This window comes from Cuneatibacter caecimuris, from assembly GCF_004216775.1.
Lineage (GTDB): Bacteria > Bacillota > Clostridia > Lachnospirales > Lachnospiraceae > Cuneatibacter > Cuneatibacter caecimuris.
Map to the genome: position 1 here is coordinate 47662 of NZ_SGXF01000006.1, position 23028 is coordinate 70689.

26 protein-coding genes and 1 pseudogene are annotated in these 23028 nt (G+C 46.4%); 10 read left to right on the top strand and 17 right to left on the bottom strand.

The window, feature by feature from the left end; genetic code table 11:
• Window positions 1-4: 4 nt before the first annotated feature.
• The 5 genes from hisD to pepT are packed head-to-tail and all read left to right on the top strand — an operon-like array spanning window position 5 to window position 5048.
• Window positions 5-1303 (top strand): histidinol dehydrogenase, encoded by a 1299-nt coding sequence (hisD, locus tag EV209_RS13020; protein WP_130435911.1) that lies wholly within the window; start codon window positions 5-7, stop codon window positions 1301-1303.
• Window positions 1304-1316: 13 nt separating this feature from the next.
• Window positions 1317-1904 (top strand): imidazoleglycerol-phosphate dehydratase HisB, encoded by a 588-nt coding sequence (gene hisB / locus EV209_RS13025; RefSeq protein ID WP_130435912.1) that lies wholly within the window; start codon window positions 1317-1319, stop codon window positions 1902-1904.
• Between the two features lie 10 nt (window positions 1905-1914).
• Window positions 1915-2643, top strand: coding sequence for a 1-(5-phosphoribosyl)-5-[(5-phosphoribosylamino)methylideneamino]imidazole-4-carboxamide isomerase (gene hisA / locus EV209_RS13030; protein WP_130435913.1), 729 nt, complete (start codon window positions 1915-1917; stop codon window positions 2641-2643).
• The gene (hisIE, locus tag EV209_RS13035) at window positions 2640-3785 is read left to right on the top strand and encodes a bifunctional phosphoribosyl-AMP cyclohydrolase/phosphoribosyl-ATP diphosphatase HisIE (RefSeq protein WP_130435914.1); all 1146 of its coding nucleotides are present in this window, start codon (window positions 2640-2642) and stop codon (window positions 3783-3785) included. The genes hisA and hisIE overlap by 4 nt, the downstream gene beginning before the upstream one ends.
• 42 nt (window positions 3786-3827) lie before the next feature.
• Entirely contained in the window at window positions 3828-5048 is a 1221-nt protein-coding gene (pepT, locus tag EV209_RS13040) for a peptidase T (RefSeq protein ID WP_130435915.1), read from the top strand.
• A 376-nt stretch (window positions 5049-5424) separates the two neighbouring features.
• On the opposite strand, the gene lexA is transcribed toward pepT, so the two are convergent.
• Window positions 5425-6048: a transcriptional repressor LexA gene (lexA, locus tag EV209_RS13045; RefSeq protein ID WP_130435916.1), complete on the bottom strand. Its 624-nt coding sequence runs from the start codon at window positions 6046-6048 to the stop codon at window positions 5425-5427.
• A 194-nt stretch (window positions 6049-6242) separates the two neighbouring features.
• Here lexA and yneA point away from each other — a divergent pair, with 194 nt between their 5' ends.
• Window positions 6243-6629 carry a cell division suppressor protein YneA gene (gene yneA, locus EV209_RS13050; protein ID WP_130435917.1) on the top strand — a complete coding sequence of 129 codons (387 nt, stop codon included), beginning with the start codon at window positions 6243-6245 and terminating at the stop codon, window positions 6627-6629.
• A 175-nt stretch (window positions 6630-6804) separates the two neighbouring features.
• Here yneA and glmS read toward each other — a convergent pair whose 3' ends face one another.
• On the bottom strand, window positions 6805-8622 hold the full coding sequence (gene glmS, locus EV209_RS13055; protein WP_130435918.1) for a glutamine--fructose-6-phosphate transaminase (isomerizing): 1818 nt from the start codon (window positions 8620-8622) through the stop codon (window positions 6805-6807).
• Between the two features lie 416 nt (window positions 8623-9038).
• Here glmS and EV209_RS13060 point away from each other — a divergent pair, with 416 nt between their 5' ends.
• From EV209_RS13060 to EV209_RS13070, 3 genes are all read left to right on the top strand, one after another.
• A complete protein-coding gene (locus tag EV209_RS13060; protein ID WP_130435919.1) occupies window positions 9039-9755 on the top strand; it encodes a tRNA 2-thiocytidine biosynthesis TtcA family protein in 717 nt (238 codons plus the stop codon).
• Between the two features lie 44 nt (window positions 9756-9799).
• On the top strand, window positions 9800-10870 hold the full coding sequence (locus EV209_RS13065; RefSeq protein ID WP_130435920.1) for a tyrosine-type recombinase/integrase: 1071 nt from the start codon (window positions 9800-9802) through the stop codon (window positions 10868-10870).
• A gap of 94 nt (window positions 10871-10964) precedes the next feature.
• Window positions 10965-11399: a hypothetical protein gene (locus EV209_RS13070; RefSeq protein WP_130435921.1), complete on the top strand. Its 435-nt coding sequence runs from the start codon at window positions 10965-10967 to the stop codon at window positions 11397-11399.
• A gap of 42 nt (window positions 11400-11441) precedes the next feature.
• Here the strand turns inward: EV209_RS13070 and EV209_RS13075 are convergent, their stop codons facing one another.
• From EV209_RS13075 to EV209_RS13125, 11 genes and pseudogenes are all read right to left on the bottom strand, one after another.
• The gene (locus EV209_RS13075) at window positions 11442-11756 is read right to left on the bottom strand and encodes a hypothetical protein (RefSeq protein ID WP_130435922.1); all 315 of its coding nucleotides are present in this window, start codon (window positions 11754-11756) and stop codon (window positions 11442-11444) included.
• Window positions 11757-11796: 40 nt separating this feature from the next.
• Window positions 11797-12441: a cytidylate kinase-like family protein gene (locus EV209_RS13080; RefSeq protein WP_130435923.1), complete on the bottom strand. Its 645-nt coding sequence runs from the start codon at window positions 12439-12441 to the stop codon at window positions 11797-11799.
• A gap of 97 nt (window positions 12442-12538) precedes the next feature.
• The gene (gene sdaAA, locus EV209_RS13085; RefSeq protein ID WP_130435924.1) at window positions 12539-13420 is read right to left on the bottom strand and encodes an L-serine ammonia-lyase, iron-sulfur-dependent, subunit alpha; all 882 of its coding nucleotides are present in this window, start codon (window positions 13418-13420) and stop codon (window positions 12539-12541) included.
• Window positions 13420-14088, bottom strand: coding sequence for an L-serine ammonia-lyase, iron-sulfur-dependent subunit beta (sdaAB, locus tag EV209_RS13090; protein ID WP_130435925.1), 669 nt, complete (start codon window positions 14086-14088; stop codon window positions 13420-13422). Before sdaAB ends, sdaAA begins: the two co-directional genes overlap by 1 nt.
• Before the next feature lie 57 nt (window positions 14089-14145).
• Window positions 14146-15056: pseudogene (locus EV209_RS16990) on the bottom strand (RluA family pseudouridine synthase).
• Window positions 15053-15589, bottom strand: coding sequence for a signal peptidase II (lspA, locus tag EV209_RS13100; protein WP_130435926.1), 537 nt, complete (start codon window positions 15587-15589; stop codon window positions 15053-15055). The pseudogene EV209_RS16990 and the gene lspA overlap by 4 nt, the downstream one beginning before the upstream one ends.
• A 1-nt stretch (window position 15590) precedes the next feature.
• Entirely contained in the window at window positions 15591-16691 is a 1101-nt protein-coding gene (aroB, locus tag EV209_RS13105; RefSeq protein ID WP_130435927.1) for a 3-dehydroquinate synthase, read from the bottom strand.
• Window positions 16692-16716: 25 nt separating this feature from the next.
• Window positions 16717-17475 carry a YlmH family RNA-binding protein gene (locus EV209_RS13110; protein WP_130435928.1) on the bottom strand — a complete coding sequence of 253 codons (759 nt, stop codon included), beginning with the start codon at window positions 17473-17475 and terminating at the stop codon, window positions 16717-16719.
• A 2-nt stretch (window positions 17476-17477) separates the two neighbouring features.
• Window positions 17478-18017, bottom strand: coding sequence for a cell division protein SepF (locus tag EV209_RS13115; protein ID WP_130435929.1), 540 nt, complete (start codon window positions 18015-18017; stop codon window positions 17478-17480).
• Window positions 18018-18028: 11 nt separating this feature from the next.
• Complete coding sequence (locus EV209_RS13120; RefSeq protein ID WP_130435930.1) at window positions 18029-18715, bottom strand: YggS family pyridoxal phosphate-dependent enzyme; 687 nt, start codon at window positions 18713-18715, stop codon at window positions 18029-18031.
• A 23-nt stretch (window positions 18716-18738) separates the two neighbouring features.
• Window positions 18739-20124, bottom strand: coding sequence for a biotin/lipoyl attachment domain-containing protein (locus tag EV209_RS13125; protein WP_130435931.1), 1386 nt, complete (start codon window positions 20122-20124; stop codon window positions 18739-18741).
• A gap of 154 nt (window positions 20125-20278) precedes the next feature.
• Here EV209_RS13125 and EV209_RS13130 point away from each other — a divergent pair, with 154 nt between their 5' ends.
• Window positions 20279-20488 (top strand): DUF378 domain-containing protein, encoded by a 210-nt coding sequence (locus EV209_RS13130; RefSeq protein ID WP_130435932.1) that lies wholly within the window; start codon window positions 20279-20281, stop codon window positions 20486-20488.
• Between the two features lie 86 nt (window positions 20489-20574).
• On the opposite strand, the gene EV209_RS13135 is transcribed toward EV209_RS13130, so the two are convergent.
• The 4 genes from EV209_RS13135 to minE all read right to left on the bottom strand — a co-directional run bounded on the left by EV209_RS13135 (window position 20575) and on the right by minE (window position 23016).
• A complete protein-coding gene (locus EV209_RS13135; protein ID WP_130435933.1) occupies window positions 20575-20994 on the bottom strand; it encodes a twitching motility protein PilT in 420 nt (139 codons plus the stop codon).
• Window positions 20995-21151: 157 nt separating this feature from the next.
• The gene (mgsA, locus tag EV209_RS13140) at window positions 21152-21547 is read right to left on the bottom strand and encodes a methylglyoxal synthase (RefSeq protein ID WP_130435934.1); all 396 of its coding nucleotides are present in this window, start codon (window positions 21545-21547) and stop codon (window positions 21152-21154) included.
• 37 nt (window positions 21548-21584) lie between these two features.
• Window positions 21585-22715 carry an FtsW/RodA/SpoVE family cell cycle protein gene (locus tag EV209_RS13145; protein WP_130435935.1) on the bottom strand — a complete coding sequence of 377 codons (1131 nt, stop codon included), beginning with the start codon at window positions 22713-22715 and terminating at the stop codon, window positions 21585-21587.
• Between the two features lie 13 nt (window positions 22716-22728).
• Window positions 22729-23016 (bottom strand): cell division topological specificity factor MinE, encoded by a 288-nt coding sequence (gene minE / locus EV209_RS13150; RefSeq protein ID WP_130435936.1) that lies wholly within the window; start codon window positions 23014-23016, stop codon window positions 22729-22731.
• Window positions 23017-23028 lie beyond the last annotated feature (12 nt).

Below are 23028 nucleotides of genomic sequence, written 5' to 3' on the forward strand. Positions count from 1 at the left end.
TGCTATGAGAATACTGAAATTAAACGAAGAGAATAAGAAAAACCTGCTGGAGGATCTTTTGAAAAGAGACCCCAACCACTATACGCAGTACGCGGATGCGGTTCAGGTGATCGTAGATACGGTAAAGGCAGAAGGAGACAGGGCGCTTTTTGCCTATACAGAAAAATTTGATCATGCCATCGTAACAGCGGAGAATGTTCGTGTTACAGAAGATGAGCTGCAGGAAGCCATGGACCAGGTGGATCCGGAGCTGGTGGAAGTAATGAAAAGGGCGCTGGTTAATATCAGGTCCTATCATGAAAAACAAAAGCGGTATTCCTGGTTTGACACCAGGCCTGACGGCAGCATTCTGGGGCAGAAAATTACCCCATTGGCCAGCGTAGGCGTTTATGTGCCGGGAGGCAAGGCGGCTTATCCCTCCTCTGTGCTGATGAATATTGTGCCTGCACAGGTGGCGGGAGTCTCCCAAATTGTGATGGTAACGCCCTGCAACGCCCAGGGAAAAGTGAATCCTGTCACTCTGGTGGCAGCTCATCTTGCAGGGGCCACGCAAGTATATAAAGCGGGCGGCGCCCAGGCGGTGGCAGCGCTGGCCTTTGGGACAGAATCCATACCCAGAGTGGACAAGATTGTGGGTCCCGGGAATATTTATGTGGCGCTGGCTAAGAAGGCGGTATACGGACATGTGAGCATCGACAGTATCGCGGGCCCCAGCGAGATCCTGGTGATTGCAGATGAGACTGCGAATCCCCGGTATGTGGCGGCCGATTTGCTGTCTCAGGCAGAACACGATGAACTGGCCAGTGCGATTCTAGTGACCACCAGCCAGAAACTGGCGGAAGAAGTGGCGGGAGAGGTTGATCAATTTCTGCAGGAGCTGTCCAGAAAAGAAATTCTGGAGAAATCTCTGGAGAATTACGGATACATTCTTGTAGTGGATTCTCTTCAGGAGGCCGTGGATACCGCCAACGATATCGCATCGGAGCATCTGGAAATTGTCACTGCAAATCCGTTTGAAGTGATGACGAAAATCAGGAACGCAGGAGCAATTTTCCTGGGCCAGTACAGCTCAGAGCCTCTGGGGGATTACTTTGCAGGCCCCAATCATGTTCTGCCTACCAATGGTACAGCCAAGTTTTTCTCTCCCCTGAATGTGGATGATTATGTAAAAAAATCCAGCATTATCTACTACTCCAAAGAGGCGCTGGAACCGGTGCATGAAGATATCATCAAGTTTGCCGAAGCAGAGCATTTGACGGCTCACGCAAATTCTATCAGAGTCAGATTTGAAGGAAAGGAATGATGGGAGGGGTTTTATGAAACGGATGGCTGCAATTACCAGAAATACAACCGAAACCCGGATCTCACTGGAACTGAACCTGGATGGAGCAGGAACAGCAGAAATATCCACCGGTATCGGATTTTTTGACCATATGCTCAACAGCTTTGCCCGGCATGGCATGTTCGACTTAAAATTACAGGTGGCAGGGGATCTGGAAGTGGACTGTCACCATACGATCGAAGATGTCGGAATTGTTCTGGGGCAGGCAATCAAACAGGCTGTGGGCGATAAAAAATCCATGAAACGCTATGGCTCCATGATTCTGCCCATGGACGAGACACTGGTGTTGTGCGCAGTGGACCTGTCCGGACGGCCTTATTTTGGGTATCAGGCAGAGTTTCACTCCGAACGGATCGGAAATTTCGATACAGAAATGATAAAAGAATTTTTTTATGCCGTTTCTTACAGTGGGGCGATGAATCTTCACCTGAGGCAGCTGGCCGGAGAGAACGCCCACCATATTGCTGAGGGGATGTTCAAGGCTTTTGCCAGAGCGCTGGATGAGGCCACGTCCCTGGATGCGCGGATTCAGGAAGTGCTCTCCACAAAAGGCAGCCTGTGAGGAGGAAAAGATGAAATTATATCCTGCGATTGATTTAAAAGATGGAAAATGTGTGCGCCTGACCCAGGGCGCTTTCGAAGATATTACGGTTTATTCGGACCGGCCTTGGGAAATGGCTGAAAAGTGGGAACGCTGTGGAGCAGGCTTTCTGCACCTGGTGGACCTGGACGGGGCAAAATACGGACGAGGCGTGAACCGGAATGTAATCGCAAAAATTGCCGAACGGCTGCAGATCCCTATCCAGCTGGGCGGCGGTATCCGCACGGAGAAAGATATCAGAGAAGTGCTGAATTTAGGCGTAAGCCGGGTGATTATAGGGACCAAGGCTGTGGAACGGCCGGAGTTTCTGGGAGAAATGGCAGAACTGTTCGGTCCGGAGCGGATTGTGGCAGGAATCGACGCAAAAAACGGCATGGTGGCAGTGAACGGATGGGAAAAGACCAGCACGGTAACAGCCCTGGAGCTGGGCGGACTCATGAAATCCATGGGTATCCCCACCATTGTATATACCGATATATCCAGGGACGGAATGCTGCAGGGCCCAAATGTGGAAGCTACCAGGGCTTTATCGGAAGCTGCCGGCGTGAACGTCATCGCTTCCGGAGGAGTGAGCTCCATGGAAGATTTAAGACGGATTGAACAAGCCGGTATCCATGGCGCCATCATCGGCAAAGCGCTTTATGAGAACCGCATTGCATTGGAAAAAGCAGTGCAGGAGTTTGAAAGAGGGACAGTATGAGCAAGAGAAAAATTCAGTTGATTCCCACTCTCTATACCGTGGGGGAGAAAGCTTCGCCTGACCGGAACGGATGTTTTTCGGAGAATACCTTTGAAGCCGCCCTGGGCTGTTTTAATCATGGAGCAGATGGGCTGCTTCTGCTGGACTTGTCTGAAACAGATCAGGATCACGACGCTGCAGTGGCGTGCCAGAAGAAGATCTGCCGAAAGCTGGACCTTCCCCTCTATCTGGGAGGACATCTGAAACGTCTGGAAGATGTGAAGAAATACCTCTATACAGGAGCCGCCGGCGTGCTGGGGCTGCCGGGGGATGAACAAGTGTGCCAGGAAGGGGCAGAGCGGTTTGGAAAAGAAAAGGTTCGCATGCTCCCGGAATTATGCTGTGCGGCAAATTTTGATGGAGTCAGGCTGCAGGCAGAAGATGAACCGGAATTTATATTTCTGTCTGTTTCTCCGGAAACAGACCTTTTCGGATGGAAGCTCCAGCTGAAATCAGAAGGTGTCCCAGTGGAATTCTGGGAACAGAAGCTGAGCTGGTCAGATCTGAAAAAGAATTCAGACGGCCTTGTGCCTGCTGTGGTGCAGGATGCTGCAACAGACGAAGTCCTGATGCTTGCGTACATGAATGAAACGTCCTTCCAGAAGACAGTGGAAAGCGGCAGGATGACTTACTTCAGCAGGAGCAGGCAGAGCCTGTGGCTGAAAGGAGAGACTTCCGGGCACTTTCAGTATGTAAAATCTCTGACAGCTGACTGCGATTTTGACACACTGCTGGCAAAAGTTCATCAGGTGGGGGCTGCCTGCCATACAGGCGCCAGAAGCTGCTTCTTCAATGAAGTGGTGAAAAAAGATGATAGAAACACAAATCCCAATAAAGTGTTTGAAGAAGTGTACCAGGTGATACTGGATCGGAAACTTCATCCAAGGGAAGGATCTTATACAAATTACTTGTTTGATAAGGGAATTGATAAAATTCTGAAAAAGGTGGGAGAGGAAGCTACAGAAATAGTTATTGCAGCGAAGAATCCAGATCCGGAAGAAATTATATATGAAATTTCTGATTTTCTTTACCATGTCATGGTGCTGATGGCAGAAAAGGGAGTGACTTGGGAAGAGATTACCCGGGAGTTGGCCAATCGTTAAGCGCGCAGAAATGACAGGCCGCATCAGAGAGAAGGAGGAGACATGTCAAAAGTATTGGATTATTTTTTAGATTATGTGAAATATGACACGCAGTCTAAGGCAAATGAGGATCAGGTGCCCAGCACCAAAAAACAGTACGCCCTGGCCCGCCATCTGGCAGAACAGCTGAAAGAGATGGGAGCGGAAAACGTGCGCCTGTCCGAAGAACACTGTTATGTCTATGCCACCATACCTGCCACTGCAAAGCAGGAAGTTCCCTCTCTGGGATTTATTGCCCATATGGATACTTCTCCCGCAGTTTCAGGAAAAGATGTGAAAGCAAGAGTGATACATTATGAAGGCGGAGACATACTGCTGAATGAAGAAAAGCAGATTGTGATGAAAGCGGCTGAAAATCCTTCGCTGAAGCTGGTGAAAGGGCAGGATCTGGTAGTAACAGACGGAACGACGCTGCTGGGCGCAGACGATAAAGCGGGAGTTGCGGAAATAATGGCGGCAGCTGAATATTTGCTGGCTCATCCTGAAATCCCTCATGGCGCTGTGCAGATCGGTTTCACTCCAGACGAAGAAGTGGGGCGCGGCGTTGACTTTTTTGATGTGGAGGGATTTGGCGCTGACTATGCTTACACTGTGGACAGCGGTCCTCTGGGAGATCTGGAATTCGAAAACTTTAATGCAGTAAACTATCGTGTGACGGTGACCGGTAAGAGCATTCATCCCGGCAGCGCGAAAGGCGTGATGAAAAATGCGCTTCTGATGGCAATGGAGTTTCATCAGATGCTGCCGGTATTTGAAAATCCTGCATTCACGGAAGGTTATGAGGGTTTTTATCATCTGGATGAAATGAATGGCTCTGTGGAAAAGGCTGTAATGGAATATATTATTAGAGATCATGATGCAGAAAAGTTTGATAAGAAAGTGGAACGATTCCAAAAGATTGCAGAATACCTGAATGAAAAATATGGAGAAGGAAGTTTCTTGCTGACAGAAGAATGTTCTTACCGAAATATGCGAGAAATGATAGAGCCTCATATGCATCTGATTGATAACGCTAAAAAGGCAATGGAAAAGCTGGGAATTCCGCCCCTGGTTTCTCCTATCCGCGGCGGAACGGACGGAGCGCGGCTGTCCTATATGGGACTTCCCTGTCCGAATCTCTGCACAGGCGGCTGTAACGCTCATGGGAGATTTGAATACGCTTGTGTACAGTCTATGGAGAAAATCGTGGAGCTGATTATAGAGATTATTCGTCTTTACGCATAAGTCATCAGAGGTTTCGCGGGATTCCCCGCCTTCGGCGTGTCGCAATTAGCGACATAATTCCTTACGCCGCAGTGCGATCCTCCGGAGGGTTTTATTGCATAAGGAACGCAGTTCCCTATGCAATAGAATAAGCGATGGGCTATCAGTTCATTACTGGCAACCCATCGCTTCCCTCTTCCAGCCTTTTCTGACCATTCTCTAACGCGCCTAATTTCTATAAAATCAGCTGAAGCATATCTTCCTGTGCCATAACAAATACCTCCCTCGAATCAGCTTCCGAGATTATCAACATAACACAGATGACAGATTTCTGCAAGAGGGCCGGACTATTACAAAGCGTACCCATACAAGTGACATAATATTATTATGTAAATTATCACTGCATATGGGTGCGCAGAAGGCCCACAACCTTCCCGATTACGGAAACCTGCTCTACGATAATGGGTTCCATATTGTCATTGTCCGGCTGTAGGCGGACATGGCCTTTTTCTTTATAAAAGCGTTTTACAGTTGCGGAATCATCCAGAAGAGCAACTACAATTTCGCCATTGCGAGCAGATTCCGTATGCTGTACGATCAGGCGGTCTCCGTTCAGAATCCCGGCGTTAATCATACTGTCTCCTTTTACATTGAGCATGTATAATTCCCCGGAAGAGGGGACCATTTCTGCCGGCAAAGGAAAGTATCCGTCAATATTCTGTTCAGCCAAAATCGGAGTGCCTGCGGCAACCTGGCCGACAATCGGGATATTCACCAATTCTCTGCGCACCATAGAAAAACTCTCATCCGTGATCTCAATTGCCCTGGGCTTTGTGGGATCCCGTCGGATGTAACCCAATTTCTCCAGGGTTTCCAGATGGGCGTGGACAGAAGAAGTGGAACGCAGGTTGACGGCTTCGCATATTTCACGGACCGCAGGCGGATATCCTTTTGTCAGAATCTGTTCTTTCAGGTATTCTAAAATCTCTTCCTGTTTTTTGGAAATCCTTCCTGTCATCATAATATTCCTCCTAAAATTATATTCTTAAATCAGTATAGCATATTATATCGTAAAATGCAAACAAATGTTTCGAAAATTTGTTCGAAAAAAGCAGAAATCCATGTTGACAAACATTAGTTCCTGGTTTATAATGGCAGTACAAAACAAATGTTCGCAACATCTGTTCACTATTATCAGATGAGGAGGTACTGAAGATGAGAGGAACGAATGCAAACAATATGTCTAACTGCAAAACAAAGCCTAAGCCAGGAATATTATGGGTACTTATAGTGTTTATCATGGTTTTAAGCATTGTGCTTATCCTAGCGGTGCGTACAGCTGCCGGAACAGAGCGATCCGGGCAAGAGTCCTATTACTATACATCAGTCTGCATTCAGCATGGAGACACCCTTTGGAGCATTGCAGAAAAGTATTCAAAAAAAACCGGAATACCTGTTCGGGAATATCTTGAGAAGCTAAAAAAAATGAACGGAATTTCCGGAGATAAGATCCAGGCGGGCAGTTACCTGACAGTGGCATATACTCATCAAGAGAGTCAGGAAGTGCAGGCAGTCTCCGCAAATTCTTTTGGATACCGCTAAGAAAGCTAATTGGAGTACAACAGTACATGGCGCTGCTACAGTGATATGCAGCCAGAAGGCGCCCTCACGGCAGAGAGGCGGCAGAAAAAATCAGGAGACTACAGCCGTCAGACATTAATCTCTGAAGTTTTCCTGCCGCCTCCCCGCGACTTCTCACCTTTTACAGAGAAACAAATTATTCCACAGTCACGGATTTTGCCAGGTTTCTGGGCTTATCCACGTCCACACCTTTGTTAACTGATGTATAATAGGCAATTAGCTGCAGCGCCACCGCTGCAGGGAACACCATGAACATATCGTCCAGCTCGGGGAGGGGAAGCTGAACATCGTAAACATCCTGGTCAGTCACGTTATTTTCTTTTGTCAGCAGAATCACATAAGCGCCTCTGGCTTTCACTTCCCTGATATTCGAAAGTGTTTTAGCCATAACCCGTTTTTGGGTGGCAATGGCAATCACAGGTACTCCATCTGTAATCAGTGCAATAGTACCATGTTTTAATTCGCCAGCTGCATATGCTTCTGCGTGAATATAAGAGATTTCCTTCAGTTTTAATGCGCCTTCCAACGAAAGAGTATAGTCCAGCCCTCTGCCGATGAAAAAAGTATCCTGGGCCGATGAGAGCGGTTCCACTACCTTTTTGATTGTGTTCTCCTGTTCCAGTATCCTTCCGATAGCAGGAATTGCCTTCTGCAGGCTGACAATAAATGCCCGGGCCTGTTTGAGCGTATATTTTGCATTGACAAGGCCTAATTTACAGCCGATCAGATACAAAGCAGCTAACTGCACGGTATAAGCTTTGGTGCTGGCAACAGCAATCTCTGGACCGGCATGCGTATAGATCACGTTATCACATTCGCGGGCAATCGTAGAGCCCTTCACATTTACAACTGCCAGTGTTCTGGCATGGCATCTTCTGGAGAGCCGAAGCGCCTCCAGGGTATCAATGGTTTCCCCTGACTGTGAGATAGCAATGACCAGCGTATTTTCATCCACCAGAGGATCTTCATATCGAAACTCTGAGGCGATGGAGACAGTGACAGGGATGCGCATCAAGGGCTCTATCATGGTTTTGCACACCATTCCGGCGTGCATAGCCGTCCCGCAGGCAATAATATAAATCTTATTGCATCCACGAAAAATATCGTCCGGAACACCATCGCTGGAAAAGTCCGGGAGACCATCCTTTATTCTGGGCGCAACGGTATTATGAAGAGCATCAGGCTGTTCATGGATCTCTTTCAGCATAAAATGAGGGAATCCGTTTTTCTGAGCTGCTTCTATGGACCAGTTCACTGTCAGCATATCCGGATGAATCGCCTGTCCATCCATATCCTGAATCTGAATTCCATTTGCGGACAGTGTCAGGATATGATATTCGGGTACAATAAAATACTGATCTGAATAGGCGATCAGGGCGGTGAGATCTGAAGCGATAAAAGAACCTTCTTCGCAATGTGCAGCAACCATAGGGCTTACATTACGCACAGCAAAAATTTTACCAGGCTGGTCATCAAAAAGCACACAGAAGGCAAAAGAACCAATAAATTGAGATATTGCATGTTTCAATGCCTGAAAAGGATCCCCCTGATAAAAGTGATTGATCACGGCGGCGGCCACCTCTGTATCAGTATCAGAGTGCAGCTGATCCTGGAGATTAAAACGGCCTACCAGGTCGTGATAATTTTCAATAATCCCATTATGGATTAATGATACTTTACCCACACGGTGGGGATGCGCATTACCGTCAGTAACTCCGCCGTGCGTAGCCCAGCGTGTATGGCCAATGCCGCAGCAGGAGAGCAGATCCGCATGCGCGCAGGCCCCGCGCAATGCAGCGACTTTTCCTGCTTTTTTAGTGATCATAATTTGTCCGCCAGAAGATTGAAGCGCAATTCCGGCGCTGTCATAACCACGATATTCTAACAGCTCCAGGCCGTCCAGAAGCACTGGCTGAGCCGGGAGTGTCCCCGTATATCCAATAATTCCACACATTTAATGTCATTCTCCTTTGATTTTCTAAAATAGTATATGATTTCAGGAACAACAAAAAGGCCTTGTTGCAGAGGATTTGTTTTGCAGTTACCCGCATATTTGTCCCCGCATAACGTACCAAGGCTGTACGGAAAGGCATCCGCCGAATATTTCGATCACCTTTCACCTCGTTAACCTGCCTACGGATTTCAGCCCGTTTCACGATCAGACAGGTGCATGGCGCTGAATATGAAGTTGTTTTACTCTGGCCTCCTTAAACCCAAAGAATCTTTGCTATTATATCATAGGCAAAACTCTTTGGCAAGTCAACCTTGCAAGGAGTGCTGAAATGTGGTATAGTAAGCATATAAACTTTTCGCGAAACCCTAGTTTAACGAAGAGTATCAAGAAAAACAAGAGAAAGGTATAAATATTATATGAAACTGCAACAGTTGCTGAGTTATGCCCGCCGGGCTGTAGATGATTATCAGATGATTCAGAATGGAGACAAAATTGCTGTGGGAATTTCTGGAGGCAAAGACAGTCTTGCACTGCTGTACGCCCTGCAGGGCCTGCGGCGCTTTTACCCGAATAAATTTGAACTTTTTGCCATCACAGTCGATCTGGGATTTCCGGAATTTGATCTATCAGAAATTTCAAAGCTATGTAAAGAACTGGAAGTTCCTTATCATATTGTCTCCACACAGATTGGTGAAATTGTTTTTGATGTCCGCAGAGAATCTAATCCCTGTTCTCTCTGCGCGAAAATGCGCAAAGGCGCTTTCAACACGAAAGCCCGGGAGCTGGGCTGCAATAAAATTGCCTACGCCCATCACAAAGACGATGTGGTGGAAACCATGCTATTGTCCCTGATCTATGAAGGCCGCATACATACCTTTTCGCCTGTGACATATCTGGACCGGATGCAGGTTACCTTAATCCGCCCCCTGATCTATGTGAATGAATCTGATATTGTAGGATTTCAGAATCTCTATCGCCTCCCTGTGCGGAAGAATCCCTGTCCGGCGGATGGAAAGACTAAGCGTGAGTTTTCCAGCAGGCTTCTGAGCCAGTTGATACGGGAAACACCAGATGCAAAAGAACATATCTTTTCTGCAATCCGCAAGTACCCCTTAAAAAACTGGGAAAAATAATTTTCAACCTATGTTAATAAATTAACGAATGGAGTGAGTATATCATGGCAGAACTTCCTTATCATGAACAGATCAATATAGCGAATACTGAAAAGCTTCGTGAACTTCTAAAACCGCTTCCGCCTTTTGTAAAGACTTATTTCAGAGGAATTGAGCCGCAGACATCTTCCCGCACCAGAATTGCATATGCCTATGACCTGCATATATTCTTTGAATTCCTTCAGCGAGAAAACCCTGTGATTCAGAAGCTGAATCTGCAGGATATTACGCTCTCCCATCTGGAACAGCTCACACCTGTGGATATCTCTGATTATCTTGAATTTGTGAAATACTATCGCTCGGAGGATGACCAGGGGCATATCAATGGGGAACGGGGACAGCGGAGAAAACTGGCCTCTCTGCGCTCTTTTTATAATTATCTCTATAAAAACCAGATGATAGAATCCAATCCGGCGGCTCTGGTGGATATGCCCAAACTGCATGAAAAGAATATTGTACGGCTGGATGTGGATGAAATCGCGGTTTTGCTGGATGAAGTGGAACAGGGGGATAAACTGACAAAACGGCAGCAGGCATATCATGCCAGAACCAAAGTCCGGGATCTTGCTCTGATGACGCTGCTTTTGGGAACAGGAATCCGCGTTTCTGAATGTGTGGGCCTGAATATTCAGGATGTGGATTTTCGGAACGCCGGCATAAAAATTTACCGCAAAGGCGGCAAAGAGATGATTGTTTATTTCGGTGAGGAAGTGGAGGAAGCTCTCTCCTGCTACCTGGAAGAAAGAAAGCATATGATCGCGGAAGAAGGCAGTACAGACGCGTTATTTCTCTCTTTACAGAATAAACGAATATCTGTACGTTCCGTGGAAAATCTGGTTAAAAAATATGCTCAGACTGTGACTACGTTGAAACATATTACGCCCCATAAGCTGCGCAGCACATATGGCACCAATCTCTATCAAGAAACAAACGATATCTACCTGGTGGCTGATGTGCTGGGCCATTCTGATGTCAATACTACCAGAAAACACTACGCCGCCATGGATGATTATCAGCGCCGCAGGGCCAGAACCGCTGTCCGGCTTCGGGAAAAGCTCCCTGATTCAGAAGATTAATCTGGCATATAGTTTTTCATTTTTAGGGTATACTATCTGCAGTATCAGATGAAGGCGCCATTTTGCGGCGTTCCACCTAAAGGAGCAGGATGATATGATCGAACAGGATACCATTAAATTACTGAGAGAATGCGATGCGGGAATTAAAATGGGCGTAACGTCCATCGACGAGGTTTTAGATTACGCCCATCATGAGGAACTGCGCAAAGCGCTCTCCGAATGTAAAAATGAGAATGAAAAGCTGAAAGAAGAAATTCAGTCTTTGCTGGACCAGTATCATGACGAAGGAAAAGACCCCAATCCCATGGCCAAGGGGATGTCGTGGCTGAAGACCAATGTTAAACTGACTATGAATGAATCAGATCAAACTATTGCAGATTTAATTACGGACGGATGCAACATGGGTGTTAAATCTCTCTGCCGATATCTGAACCAGTATAAGGCTGCGGATGAAAGATCCAAGAATATTGCCAAACAGCTGATCCGGCTGGAAGAACAGCTTGTCATAGACTTGCGGACATTTCTATAAGTGGAATCGAAAGAGCAGGCCGGAACCTGCTCTTTTTAACTGTCATCCTATTCTTTTACTCAGCTCATCAGTCCGACGTAACATGATATCATGCACCCGCTCAACCTCGTCCAGAATCATAGAATCCATTTTTTGCATTTTCCTCATTTGCAGGTTGGTTTCCTTCAGGCCTTCCGCAAGCTCCGCCACTTTGGCATCAAGACCTGATACTTTAGCATCAAGCCCCGATACTTTAGCATCAAGACCTGATACTTTAGCATCAAGCCCCGATACTTTGGTATCTAGCCCTGATACTTTGGTATCTAGCCCGTCAAGCTTACTTAATATCTGCTGTAGTATATTCTCGTTTATTTCCATTCATCCTCCCACGCTTTGCAACGGATCTTCAACGACAAGATCATCCCTTCTTAGTTCCAAGATTCTTTTCTTTAATCCGAATAAATTCCAGAATGAGATCCACTGCCCCTTCATACCCGGTTATACTGCTGTTGACGCAGAGATGATAGCTTTTCGCGTCCCCCCATTTTTTGTTGGAGTAATAATTGTAGTAATTCGCACGTTTTTTATCTGTTTTGGCTATAATATCTTTCGCTTTTTCCGGTGTTACGTTCTGGGCTTCTGCAAAATGACGTATTTTATCTTCCTCATTTCCGGAAATAAATACGCTGATCATACTCGGATACTCCGCAAGAGCGTAATCGGCGCAGCGTCCAACGATAACACAGGATTCTTCCAGAGCCAGTTTCTTAATGGTATCAAACTGCGCCAGAAAAACCTTGTGATTGAGCGGCATATCCATAAATGATGAAGTGGTATAACCCATGGAATAGGTATCCATTACCAGGGAATAAAGAAAACTGTTTGTAGGCTTTTCATCATGGGATTCAAACAGCTCCTTACACATCCCGCTCTGTTTGGCCGCCAACGTCAGCAACTCCTTGTCATAAAACTTCACACCCAGCCGTTCAGCAAGCATCTTACCGATCAGACGGCCGGCACTGCCGCATTCTCTGCCGATTGTAATAACAAGATTTCCGTTCATATAAACAACCCCTTTCCCTCTGTTGACAATATACTCTGTTATTTACCATAATAATAACACAGAATTGCGGAAAAGTACAGCAAATTATACAAATAAATCAATGTACTTCCAGAGATCGGATATGCTTTGCCTCTTTTTGCCCGATTGGAGTGTTGGCAAGACCTCCTCTTCCGGTCTCCCGGAGAGAAACATCCATCTTCTCCCCTACCTCCCGCATGGCGTCAATGACCTGATCCGCAGGGATTGCGCTCTTTATTCCCGCCAGGGCCATATCTGCTGAGGCCATGGCATTTACGGCTCCTGCTACGTTCCGCTTCACACAGGGAACTTCCACAAGACCTGCTACTGGATCACAGACCAGCCCAAGCATATTTTTCAGGGCGATTGCCGCAGCATGAGAGATCTGGTCCGGGCTGCCGCCCTTTACTGCCGCCATAGCTCCTGCGGCCATAGCACTGGCAGAACCTACTTCAGCCTGGCAGCCTCCGGCCGCTCCGGATATAAACGCCCGTTCTGCAATTACCTGTCCGATTCCTGCAGAAACAAAAAGCGCGTCCAGGATCAGGTCAATGCTGCATCCGCTGGATTTGAAATAGGGAATTAAAACTGCCGGAAGAACGCCACAGGAACCTGCTGTAGGCGCTGCCACAATTCTTTTCATGCAGGCATTGGATTCCCCCATCTGAAGAGCCTGAGTAATCACGGAACCCATAAAACTGCCGCAAAGGGATTCCTGTTCCATGCAGTATTTTTCCATCTTTCCGCCGTCTCCGCCCACCAGGCCGCTTTTTGAATGGAGATTTTTTTCGTAAGTAGCGGAAGCCAGCAGCATCGCATCCCAAATCTGATACATCCTGGCTCTTGTCTCTTCTGATGTTACATTCCGGTCCTGGCAGTCATCCTGGATTATTGCTTCAGCGAAACTGATCTGTTTATTTTTGCATTGCTGCATTATTTCTTCCATAGATTGAAAGGCCATCAAAAATCCTCCCCTAGATTGATGCAGGTAACTTTTAAAATTCCGGTGCAGGTACGCAGATGTTCCACGACAGAGTGTGGAATATCTGTATCTGTTTCTGTTACCAATACTGCTCTACCTCCCCGGCTGGAGCGGTTGAGGGCCATGGTTGCGATATTGATGCCGCTTTGGAACAGGACCTTGGATACCTCGGCCACATGCCCGGGTTCATCATGATTATGAACGATCAGCGTAGGCTGTTCTCCGGTGAAATCAACCCGGATATCGTCGATGTAGTTCACCATAATACGTCCGCCGCCCAGAGAACTGGCCTGTATTTTTAATTCCTTTCCATCTTGCCCCTTTACCTGAAGCAGCGCGGTGTTCGGATGTGCGCCGCGGATATTTTTGGTATGAAAATGATATTTCATACCTTTTTTCTCCGCCAGCTCCTCACTGTCCGGAATACGTATGTCATCCGGTTCCATCCCAAGCAGTCCTGCCAGAAGAGCTTTATCTGTCCCATGACCTACTCCGGTAGCAGCAAAAGAGCCGTGCAGTGTGATCTCTGCATGGGCTGGGATTCCGGCCAGCAATTTCTGAGTGATCCGGCCGATGCGGACAGCTCCGGCAGTATGTGAACTGGATGGACCTACCATTACAGGACCCAGAATATCGTAAATATTCACCTGAGAATCTCCTTTTCTTCTGTATCTGTTAGTATAACCTGTTTAAGTGGTTCTATGTCAGTTCCGCAATTTTTCGAGAAGACTCTGAAAGTAAGCAGGAAGAGGGGCGTGAAATTCCATATATTCATTGGTTCTGGGATGTACAAACCCCAGAGACTCCGCATGAAGCGTCTGGCCCTTCAGACCGGAAAAGGGACATTTAGCAGGACCATACAGTTCATCCCCCACCAGTGGATGTCCGATAGAAGACATATGAACCCGGATCTGATGAGTTCGTCCGGTTTCTAACCGGCATGCGATATAGGAATACCCTTGAAATGCTTCGAAAACTTTGTAATGGGTCACTGCATGACGGCCTCCTCTGGCCGCCACCGCCATTTTGAGCCGCTGGGTGGGATGTCTTCCGATGGGCACATTAATACTGCCTTCCTCGTCTTTCAGATTCCCGTAAACCACTGCTCGATATTCCCTGGTGATGGAATGTTCCTTCAGTGCTTCAGCAATTTTATTATGAGCAAGGTCGTTTTTACAGGCGATCAGGATGCCGGTGGTGTCTTTATCTATGCGATGGACAATACCAGGCCGTAAAACTCCGTTGATTCCGGACAGCTGCCCGCGGCAATGGTAAGAGCATTGACCAGAGTGCCTGTATAATGGCCGGGAGCAGGATGCACCACCATGCCCTTTGGCTTATTAACCAAAATTACATCTTCATCTTCATATACCACATCCAGAGGAATATTTTCCGCCAGAATCTCCGGCTCCATAGCGGGAGGGATTTCCGCTGAGACACTGTCTCCGCAGACAACCGGATAGCTGCTTTTTACCGGAGAACTATTTACAAGAATACCGCCGGATTTGATCAGTTTCTGCAGATAAGAGCGGGTCAGGGTATCCAACTGCGCAGTCAGGTACTTATCGATCCGTTCACCTTCATATTCTTCAGTAACTTCAAAATGCTCCGTCATGATTCTTCCCCATTATGATGACGCTTTTTACGGGAAAAACGCATCCAGGTCCAGTCATCGTCCTCTTTATAGTAAAAAAACGCCAGAACCAGCAAAGCTGCGGCTGATACTGTGATATAACAATCAGCAACATTAAATATCGGGAAATTGATCAGTTTAAAATAAACAAAATCTACTACATAACCATTCAGAAACCGGTCAATAAAATTTCCCGCCGCACCTGCCATCACAAAAACTGCGATGATCCGCAGTGGGAGGAAACGTTTCGTCTGCGGGATTTTCCAATACAGGTATCCCAGAATGATTACAAGGACAATGGTCAGAACGATAAAAAGCACTCTCTGGTTCTGCAGCAGCCCAAAGGCTGCGCCGTGATTTTCATAATAATTTAGCTCCAGCGCTCCTGAGATAAGCTCCACAGGCTTTTGATTTTTTAAATTTGCTACCGCCAGGAATTTTGTCCATTGATCCAGTCCAATCAGCAGCAGTGCGGAAACTGCCGCTGTCAGACAGGACTTCACATGTTTTATCATTTTATTTATTCTCCAATCCCATATATTGCAAGGCGTTCCGCATATCTTCATCCGTAACCGAATTATCTATATATGCGCTGCCTATCCGGTTCAACAGGATAAAGCGGATGACGCCGGCAAACATCTTTTTATCATGTTTGGTAGCCTGAATCACATCTTCCGGATCAAGATCTGCAGGAAACGTTACAGGCAGCTTCAGCAGCTCCAAAAGAGCCCTGCAGTTATTCAGCTCCTGGGAAGCTATATTCCCTTTTATGCCGGAAAGGTAAAGGGCAGCCATACAGCCGGCGGCCACACATTCTCCATGCAGCAGGGAAAAACCGCATAATTTTTCTACCGCGTGCCCCAGGGTGTGACCAAAGTTCAGCAGAGCCCGTTCACCCTGTTCAGTGGGATCTTTTTCCACTACATCTTTTTTAATCCGGCAGCTTACTGCAATCATCTCTTCCAGAATATCATAATCTCTGTTCAGAATTTTATCCGTATTCTGCCGGAGCCAATGGTAATAATCTGCGTCTTTGATCATCCCGTGCTTTACAATTTCTCCCATTCCGGACAAGTATTCCCGTTCCGGAAGGGTATTCAGAGAAGACAGGTTCATATAAACCAGGCTGGGCTGTTTGAAAGCGCCTACCATATTTTTATAGGAATCAAAATCCACTCCGGTTTTTCCCCCAATACTGCTGTCCACCTGGGAAAGCAGTGTGGTAGGAACCTGAATAAAGCTGATTCCCCGCAAATAGGTGGCGGCAGCAAAGCCTGTTAGGTCTCCTACCACGCCTCCTCCCAAAGCGACAAGGAGATCTCCGCGGTCAAAACCTGCTTCTATGAGGGCGGTATACAGGCGGCGCACCGTATCCAGATTCTTCTGGGCCTCACCGGCGGGAAAGATAAAAGAAATCAGCCGGGAACAAATCGGTGTTAATAATTTTTCCATCTGACTCAGATGAAATTCTGCTACATTGCTGTCTGTGACAATGCAGATTCTCTTTTTTTCAGGGGACAGGAAAGCAATAGCCTCCCCCATTTCATCGAATGAGTCCCGGAGTAAAATATTATAAATAGGCTGTCCGTTCTGGCGGACTGTGATTGTCTGGCTCATATCCTGCATCCTTTCCTGATCGGTTTTATATAAATTTTTGAATAAGAATAAGATAGCGGCCTTTTTTCGTCTGACTCACTTCCTGCTGATAAATAAATTTTCCGAATCCTCGTACAGAAACCACATCCCCGGGAGAAAGCCGATAGGCATTGGAATTGACCAACCGTCCATTGACAAAGACTTTTTCCCCCTCAATCAGACCGACAAGCCGGCTTCTGGAACCGGAAAAAGCCAGCGCCAGCACAGAATCCAAACGGACAGATGCCACGGTGCCGCGAATATCTTCAAAATGAGGGCTGTACTCAAAGGATTCCCGGTCCGTGCGCACACAATGTACGCTTGTATGTCGGATTCTGGTCAGTTCCCTGCAGATCAGGTCCGCAGCCGGTGCGGTACAAAAAACCACGCAGGACTTGTCCATAGGAAGGATGTCACCAATTCCGGAACGGTCCAGGCCTAGATGAATCAACGCGCCCAGATAGTCCCTGTGGGTCAGGTCCTCAGAAAATTTTGCCTGAAGGGGAAGAATTTCCAGGGCACAGAAAGAAGCCGGGATGTGATACCCGGCTCCGGCAGGTTCAAAAGCCAGAATTTTCCGTTCTGCATATTCATAGCCGCCATCCAGACAGAAATCTACCGGAGGCAGCCCTCCGGCCACATACTGATGAAACAGGCTCTGTTCATACAGACTGAGGAAATCGCTGAAAATAGGAATATCTCTTCTGTAGCAGGTTTCAGCCAGATCCATCAGATGCCTGCACAGCATCTGTTCTTCTCTGTTCATCGTCACTGATTCAGGTTCAGAGAACCCAGGTCAATATTTTCGCCGCCCAGCAGATCGCTGAAATCACCGGACAATTCCACTGTATTAGGCGTTACAATAAAAATCTTCTTGGAAATTTTCTGAAGGTTTCCTCCCATCGTATAACAAGCTCCGGAGGCAAAATCAATAATCCGCTGTGCGGAATCTACATTCATCCCTTCCAGATTCAGAACTACAGCCTTACCCTGCAGAAGCAGATCAGCCACCTGATTGGCGTCCTCATCCGCTCTTGGCATTACCATACATACTTCAGAATGTCTCCCGTTCATTTTCATCGGCACCACCTTACTGTTTGATCGCGCAGAGGACTTACGGGATTTCTCCTGCACTGGCTCTTCATAATCATCGTCCTCATCTATATCGTAGGAAGCCTTCTTCTTATTGAATAAAGACTTTTTTTCTTTCGGTTCATCATAGATTTCATCTTCGTCGTAATCGTCGTACTCATCCTCTTCAGGCATGTTCAGACGCATTGTTCCTAAAAACTTATCCATTACACCCATGTTTCTGTCTCCTATCTGTATTGTCTTTCTCCAAAAATCCCGGTACCGACGCGCACCATAGTAGCGCCCTCCTCAATTGCAACCGGATAATCATTGGTCATTCCCATAGATAAATGGTCCATACTGACATTATCAATGTTTTTGGCCCTGGTGTCAATAAAAAATTCATATAATTTCCGGAAAACCAACCGGTTTTCTTCTGGGTCTTCTACAAAAGGAGCGATTGTCATCAGCCCTTTTATTTGTATATGAGGAAATCCGGCAATTGTTTTCAGTACACGCTCCGCGTCTTCAAGGAAAAAGCCATATTTGCTTTCTTCTTTTGCAACATTTATTTCAAGAAGAACGGGAACTGTAATCCCCATTTTCGCAGCTTCTTTTTCAATCTGATCCGCAAGGCGCAGAGAATCCAGAGAATGGATCAGGCTGACTTTTCCAATCACCTGACGCACCTTGTTGCGCTGAAGATGACCGATCATATGCCATTCCAGTTCCGGAAACGCAGCTGTCTTATCCAGGATTTCCTGCACATGATTTTCACCGAAAATCCGCTGACCTGCTGCCTGGGCCTCTTGTATCGAGGAGAAAGGCTTTGTCTTGCTCACTGCAATCAGCGTTATATCCTCGGCTCTGCGGCCGCACCTTTCACAGACCTGCCTGATATTCCTGCGCACAACTTCAATATTCTCACGAACCATCCTGGATTCCTCTCTTTCTGATTTCAGTAAATCACCTGGTTTTCTCGTTCCACCAGGCCCCCGTTTAAGACAATATGGTCGTAAATGGAAACTCCGTAATCTGTATCAGGGCTGATGATATAAAAATCTTCCTTTTGTCCCAGAATTTCAATGGGATCGAACTGGGTATATCCTTTATTGACGTTGTAAACCCCCTGCATAGAAACAGTTTGTCCCAACTGATAGGTTTCGTTGGAGTCAGGCTTGACCAATACACTGCCTGCTTCCAGCCCTGCTCCTGAGATACAGTACATGCCGTCTTTATGCGCATAAAATCCGGGAATCACAAACTGAACCGATTCGTTGCCATTGCTGTCATAAGTTTTTTGGTAAAACCCGGCAGCATTGGAATTTCCTCCTCTTGTAAGAAAATTCTCTGGCACAGTAAAAAAATCTTTTGTCACTACAGAAGAAACCGGAATTTGATAGCCGTTCACCTGTTTTCCAAGAATCTCAATATCCAGATACCGTTTGGTCAGGTATTCGGTGGCATAATTAGAAAGAATCAGCTGTCCGTATACATTACCTTCTGAATCATTGATCACAGAAAAATTACCTGCTGTTTCCAAACCGCTGTCAGAAAAACGGATCTTCAGCGTTTTCTGATCTGCTAATTCCGCCTGATCTTCAGCCGACATCTGAAATAGTACAGTCCAGGTCCGTCCGGTATACAGCCTGTACATCGGGGCTCCCTGCTGCAGCTGGTCCCCGGATTTTACTGCAGTCTGCGCATATGCGGACTCATCAAAAAGGGCAGGAGACACAGACTCCGCCGTCAGCGCTTCCATTCCATCGCTCCGGTAGGTGATCACGCCGCTGGATACGGCTGTCTCCTTCTGAAACATAGAAGATTCGTCCTTCTGCTCCATATCCTCTGCGGCAGCCATATAGAGATAATCCACGATGGAAGATTCCAGCTCCAGCTTTGCCTCAGCTACCTGGTAAAAGGCGTCATCCCGGTAGGACAGGCTCAGGGAAGTGAGCTGTTCTTTGAGTTTGGTCTGGTCATTTTTGGACAGGCCATTCAGATCGTCCACAAGCTCCGCCAGCTTCTCTGAAAACTGGCCGTCCTGATCCAGCGTACATACTGTAGCTCCCACACGTACCTTGCTTCCCTCACGGACAAAATAATTGACGTATCCGGAGGCGCCTGCTGTGTGAACCTCTTCCTCCCTCAGGATCAGCCCGCGAAAACTGCGGTTATTGGCGATCTTTCCCTGTGATACCTGATAGATTTGAATTTTATCAGCACGCACATATTGTACGATTACTATCACAATATAAAGAAAAATAACGCAAAACAATGCTGTACTGAAATGAAACTGCAGCGGTTTGCGGTAACGGACTATTTTTTTGTTTTTTTTCTTCATAAATGCCTCCAAAATCCTGTCATTGCTGACTTTAAATATCATAACATGTTTTTTCTGCTATGAAAAGGCTTTTTGTAAATATTTCCAGTTTAACAGACTGTGATAAGTGAAATACTACAGTTAAATCCATTGATAGATACAAGGAGGTTCCTTAATGAAAGTATTGGATTATGTAGCGCTGGCATTGACTGTGATCGGCGCAGTAAACTGGGGGCTGATCGGATTTTTCCGTTTTGACCTGGTGGCATTTTTATTTGGAGACATGACGGCCCTTTCCAGAATTATTTACGGTCTTGTGGGTATCGCGGGACTGTACTGCATCAGCATGTTCGGCAGAATCAGGAACGGTGCTGACGAAGGGTGAACCAAAGGGGCAGCACATTTTAGATGGATACGCCCAAAAGAGGCTTTTGCATATACTGCAAAAGCCTCTTTCAATAGGATTTTTTATTACAGGGAAATTACGATATTCTTTTTCACTGTTTCAGGAAGATCAGACTCATCCGCAGATACACTCAATACAAAAGTTATATTATACTGTCTGCCCAGCTCTTCTAATTTGCCCACCGCTTCTGTGATATCTTTGCCTTCCAGGTAAGAAAGGCGCAGAAAACTGTCCAGATATACCTGTTCCAGATCATGATCCTGGGAAACCAGCCCACAGAGAAAACCGATGAATGCGTCATAAGAAGCCAATCCGTATTCCGAGACATTAATCAGACGTACCTTATTGTTCAACTCATACATATGTTTACCGCTTTTATCCAGGTAAACAATAGAACCATTGGTGGAGCCTACCGCGTTATTGCACTTTTCCAGCAGATATTTCGTTTTCCCTTTCCCTTTTCTTCCTGCAATAATCTGAACCATACCGAGTTCCTCCTATCTTGTATGTAAGTTTTTAATAAAAATTACTTTGTTTTGACCTCATTATAGAACAAAATGCAAAAAAATACAATGCCTAAATTCAAATTTAATAGAAAAAAATGCAGAGGGCAGCACGGACACACCGCCCCCTGCAAAAAGCTCACTTATACGCATTCCGCCATTCCAAATCTCCCCGGTCCAGAGCTTTGATTAAAAGCTCCGCAGTAGCCAAATTGGTGGCCAACGGGATGTTGTATGTGTCGCACAGCCGAAATACATTATTCACATCCGGTTCATGAGACTTTGGCGTCTGAGGGTCCCGAAGGAAAATCATTAAATCAATCTGATTGTGCTCGATCTGCGCACAGAGCTGCTGCTCTCCCCCAAGATGCCCTGCCAGATACTTATGCACATTCAAATTCGTCACTTCTTCAATCAGTCTGCCGGTTGTCCCGGTTGCAAACAAAACATTTTTGCTGAGGATTCCACGGTAAGCGATACAAAAATTCTGCATCAGCTTCTTTTTTGAATCATGAGCCATTAATCCGATATTCATTGATTCAACCTCCTGTTAATCATAATATAGTTTTTGCCTAACTGGCCCGCCGCTGCAGACCTACATTTAAAACTAACCCCACCGCAATAAAAGAACTGAGTACGGAGCTCACACCGTAGCTGACAAAAGGCAACGGAATTCCAGTGTTGGGAAGCAGGAATGTGGCTACGCCGATATTGACAAAACTCTGGAAAGCCAGCAAAGCCCCAATCCCCCCAGCAATCAGTTTTCCCGCAGTATCTTTTGCCCTTCTGGCAGCCATGAAACAGCAATAAATCAATACTGCCAGCAATATAATCACAGCGCAGGACCCTACAAACCCAAGTTCCTCGCCAATGATAGCAAAAATAAAATCAGTCTGTGCCTCAGAGAGAAAATTCCCATTCTTCACAGATTCGAAAGTTGTGGTATTCAGGCCTTTTCCCCTCAGCATGCCGCTCCCAATGGCCATCACAGAATTCAGCTGCTGGTACACCAGGCCGGGATACTGATCCGGGTAAATCCAGGACAAAATACGATTCAGCTGATAATCGGGGAAAGGAAAATGCTCTGGATTAAATACAAAATAAATCATTGCGCCTGCCCCTGCAGCTACCACACCAAAAGCGCCTAATATCCATTTATAATTGATTCCGGCCAAAAACAGCATGGAAGCAATGACCAGAAAACATACGATAGTAGTAGACAGATCCGGCTGCTTCAGAATCAAAATCAGCGGAACCGCCGCACAGGCGCCGGATATCAGGATTGTAACAGGGGAGCTGATTACATCCTTAAATCTTGCAAACAACGCTGCGAAAAATAATACGATCGCCAGTTTGGAAAACTCTGACGGCTGTATCTGTCCCACAACCGGCAGGACAATCCAGCGTGTTGCACCGCCGACCTCCTTCCCCAGAAACAGCGTTGCGACCAGAAGCACCAGATTCAATAAATAAATCAACACAAAGCCTTTCAGCCAGATATGGTAATCGATGAGAGAAACAATCACCATGACGCCGATCCCCACACCGATCCCCATAATCTGTTTCAAATAAATTCCTTCGTCAACGGAACCGTCTGTGGCACTTTTGATGACTAACACGCCGAATATGGAAAGTGCCAGAACCAGAAAAAAGAAGTGGAATCCATAATGGCTTAACTGATACTTCTGTAAAAAACGTTTCATCTGTCAAAACCCCTTACTTTTCAGGAGGACCGTCCACATGTTTTTTCCCTTTAATGGGGATATTGGCATACAGGGCCGGCGTTCCGGGCTTGTCTCCCTCGATATCCGATTTGGTGATTTGAATGTCCAGCCCTTCTGTGTCAACCTCAAGATACTTGGAAATCACCTTAATAATATCATTTTTAATCATTTCCATAATTTCAGGAGAACAATCAGCGCGCTCTGAAACCAGCAGCAGTTTCAGCCTGTCTTTTGCCACATTGCCTGAGTTTTTTTTACGAAACAAATCCAGCAGACTCATCGCGTGCTCCTC